Below are 2,575 nucleotides of genomic sequence, written 5' to 3' on the forward strand. Positions count from 1 at the left end.
ATGGTCAGTACTATAATGAATGGGATGGTTTATTAAATGAAGTTTGGGGCGAATTAAAAAGAACAATGACAAATAGTGAATTTGAACAATTAAAATCCATGCAAATGAATGGATTAAAATGAAAGAGCAAAATTTTGCTGAAATGCCGGATGAAACAGCTTCTGATAGAGCCGCAGGAATGGACTATCTGGCATTTGAAACTGCAGAAAGAACTCGCTACTTAATTGAAAATTATATGAATTATACTAGAATTTGTGGACAGTAAACTAAACTGTGTAAGCAAGCCGTAAGGCTTTTGCTTCGCAGTTTAGTTTTTTTGTTGGTAGATAAAATAACCGAATGAGAGTTATTCCTAATGGCTAAAACGGGAATGGAAATCTATTGAATTGGCATAGCAGGAAAACTATCTACCTAACTATAAAGAAAGGCAGGTTCTTCTGCCCTTCTTCACTTTTTATTCACCTCAAGCCACTGCTTAACCAAGCGCTTCGGTGCCGCGCGTAAATAGGCTTCTTGAATTAGATCGGTCAATTCATCCCAGTCTTCCCCAGCAGGATTTTGGATAGATACCCAGCCGTGATGCCCGATATATGGTGTTTTGAAAAACCGCTCATTCTGCAGCAACAATTCTTGAGTCTCCCGATCTGACTTGAACGATAAGCCGAATCCTTTCTCGTTTTCACCCGAAATCACGAACGATTTGCCATTGATTTTAAAAGTATTGTGTCCAAAGCCGTCGATGTGTTCAACAGCTTCCGGCATTGCAAGACAGATACTGCGCACATTTTCAAGCATGCCTGCTGTGTCTTGGTATTTCATATTTTTATTCATCTATCATTAACTCTACTTTGCATTCTCATCTGGTTGATGAATTCCGAAAATATTTCCTTCGGTATCAATATAGTATCCTTGCCACGCCAATTCAGGAAGAGCGTGTTTGGGCTTCGCAACCTTGCCACCATTCTCAATAATTTTTGCTTCTGTTAAGTCGTAATTTTCTACTCCCATTGTACAAGCATATGCATTTAAAGCTTGGTTTGTTTCTGGGGGAGCACTTTGTCGCTGCATCAGAGCACCGTTGATGCCAGGTTCACTCTCTTCGCCCGTCACTGCTCCGAAATAAGGCATTCCAGCATAGTCACTCCAATCTTGAAATGACCATCCGAATACCTCTCCATAAAACTTCTTTGCCCGCTCCATATCATCCACATGAATTTCGAAATGGATTAACCTTCCCATGATTCTCCTCCCATTTTTCAAGAATTATCGAATTTCTTACACCACTGTTGTATACGCTCGCAAAACTCTATATTTATTATAATGGGTATTGATTTAGATTTAAACTTAATATAGTTATTTTTTTACATTTATTTCTTCAGGTGTTTAGGTCCTGAATGATAATCCATTTTGATTCAAAGCTCCTCTAAGTTTAGGTAATGAAGCGGGTCCCATACCATGAAATTTCAAAATTTCTTCTTCGCTATATTTGGATAGCTCCTGTAAAGAAGTTACCCCATTGTTTTCCAATGCCCGTCGAGCTGGTGCTGAGAGAACTGAAAGAAATCCTGTACTAGGTTTACGTTCTTGCTCACATATTGGACAGGTTGGACAGTCGCTGCTTTTATAATATTTGTGTCCTTTATCGCAGGTTCTTAAATTTTTTTCTGAAGTCGTCAATTTAGAATACTCCCTTCTTTGCGGGTATACTCTTCACTTGCTTTTTTCTGACCAAAATATTAATTAGAATTAAAGCCTAAATAAGTTTCCAATGATTTAATTATAATATAATTGCACCGCTGCCAAAACTCCCATATTGAAGATGGTACAGGAATGACTTATTATGGTCCTGCCCCAAATTGGTGGTACCGTATAATCGAAGAATGGAATTTATTTCGGGCACTGGCCTGTTTATGTGATTGCTACAAGAGTCCGATAAGTACTGCAGATACTTCCTTGGCTCATTTACAACAGCTTATCAGCATCTTAGAGGAGAAAAGGGTTACCCTCCCATTCTCGTTGGATGACAAAGATTAAAATTTTAGAATCATGACAAGCCGGTTTCCAAAAGGGTGCTGGTATTGTTGTAAATTCATAAGCAGATGGAAAACTCATAACTGGAGAAAATTTAATTAGAAAAGAGTGATGAAATGGAAATTAAGAACGCAACAATGGAAGAATTTGATGTTTCAGTATGCTTATTATTGCTATACTGTCATTTACGGATAGAGGAAAAAAGTGAAACCACCCTTAGCTTGGCCGAGCTTTTAAGGGTGGTTTCATTGCCACTATTTTTGTTAAAGCCTTCCCTCTTTGTGAAGGGCTATGTTGTACCAACGGTAGGGTGTTGGTAGCACCTTACCGTCTTTTTTTATTATATTTAGTTTATATATTAAATATACCACAAGAGAAGGTTAAAATCACTTACATTTAGAATCTATAGTTTTTTTCTTTTTGGCAGCTATTTCTTTGCTTTAGTCAAACAGCAAGAAATTAATGAACACAGAAGCCCCCCCAACGCTTCCGCTGATTTTCATTTTCACACAGTAATAACAAGCAAAACCGGCCCCTTTCGGAC

4 protein-coding genes are annotated in these 2,575 nt (G+C 38.0%); 1 reads left to right on the forward strand and 3 read right to left on the reverse strand.

Annotated elements, in window-relative coordinates:
* Positions 1 to 118 precede the first annotated feature (118 nt).
* Positions 119 to 265, forward strand: a complete 147-nt coding sequence (locus tag D4N35_RS18250; protein WP_164876423.1) for a hypothetical protein — start codon at positions 119 to 121, stop codon at positions 263 to 265.
* 182 nt (positions 266 to 447) lie between these two features.
* Here the strand turns inward: D4N35_RS18250 and D4N35_RS17615 are convergent, their stop codons facing one another.
* The 3 genes from D4N35_RS17615 to D4N35_RS17625 form a co-directional block, all read right to left on the reverse strand.
* Complete coding sequence (locus tag D4N35_RS17615; RefSeq protein ID WP_235870430.1) at positions 448 to 831, reverse strand: MmcQ/YjbR family DNA-binding protein; 384 nt, start codon at positions 829 to 831, stop codon at positions 448 to 450.
* A gap of 12 nt (positions 832 to 843) precedes the next feature.
* Entirely contained in the window at positions 844 to 1,239 is a 396-nt protein-coding gene (locus D4N35_RS17620) for a VOC family protein (protein WP_120075997.1), read from the reverse strand.
* 144 nt (positions 1,240 to 1,383) lie between these two features.
* A complete protein-coding gene (locus D4N35_RS17625) occupies positions 1,384 to 1,677 on the reverse strand; it encodes an RNA polymerase alpha subunit C-terminal domain-containing protein (protein WP_120075999.1) in 294 nt (97 codons plus the stop codon).
* Positions 1,678 to 2,575: the final 898 nt, after the last annotated feature.

This window comes from Siminovitchia fortis, from assembly GCF_003605365.2.
Lineage (GTDB): Bacteria > Bacillota > Bacilli > Bacillales > Bacillaceae_C > Siminovitchia > Siminovitchia fortis.

Excerpts from the sequence above, each read along its gene's own strand:
- D4N35_RS17620 (WP_120075997.1), bottom strand. The coding sequence starts at position 1,239 with ATGGGAAGGTTAATCCATTTCGAAATTCATGTGGATGATATGGAGCGG.
- D4N35_RS17615 (WP_235870430.1), bottom strand. The coding sequence starts at position 831 with ATGAATAAAAATATGAAATACCAAGACACAGCAGGCATGCTTGAAAAT.
- D4N35_RS18250 (WP_164876423.1), top strand. The coding sequence starts at position 119 with ATGAAAGAGCAAAATTTTGCTGAAATGCCGGATGAAACAGCTTCTGAT.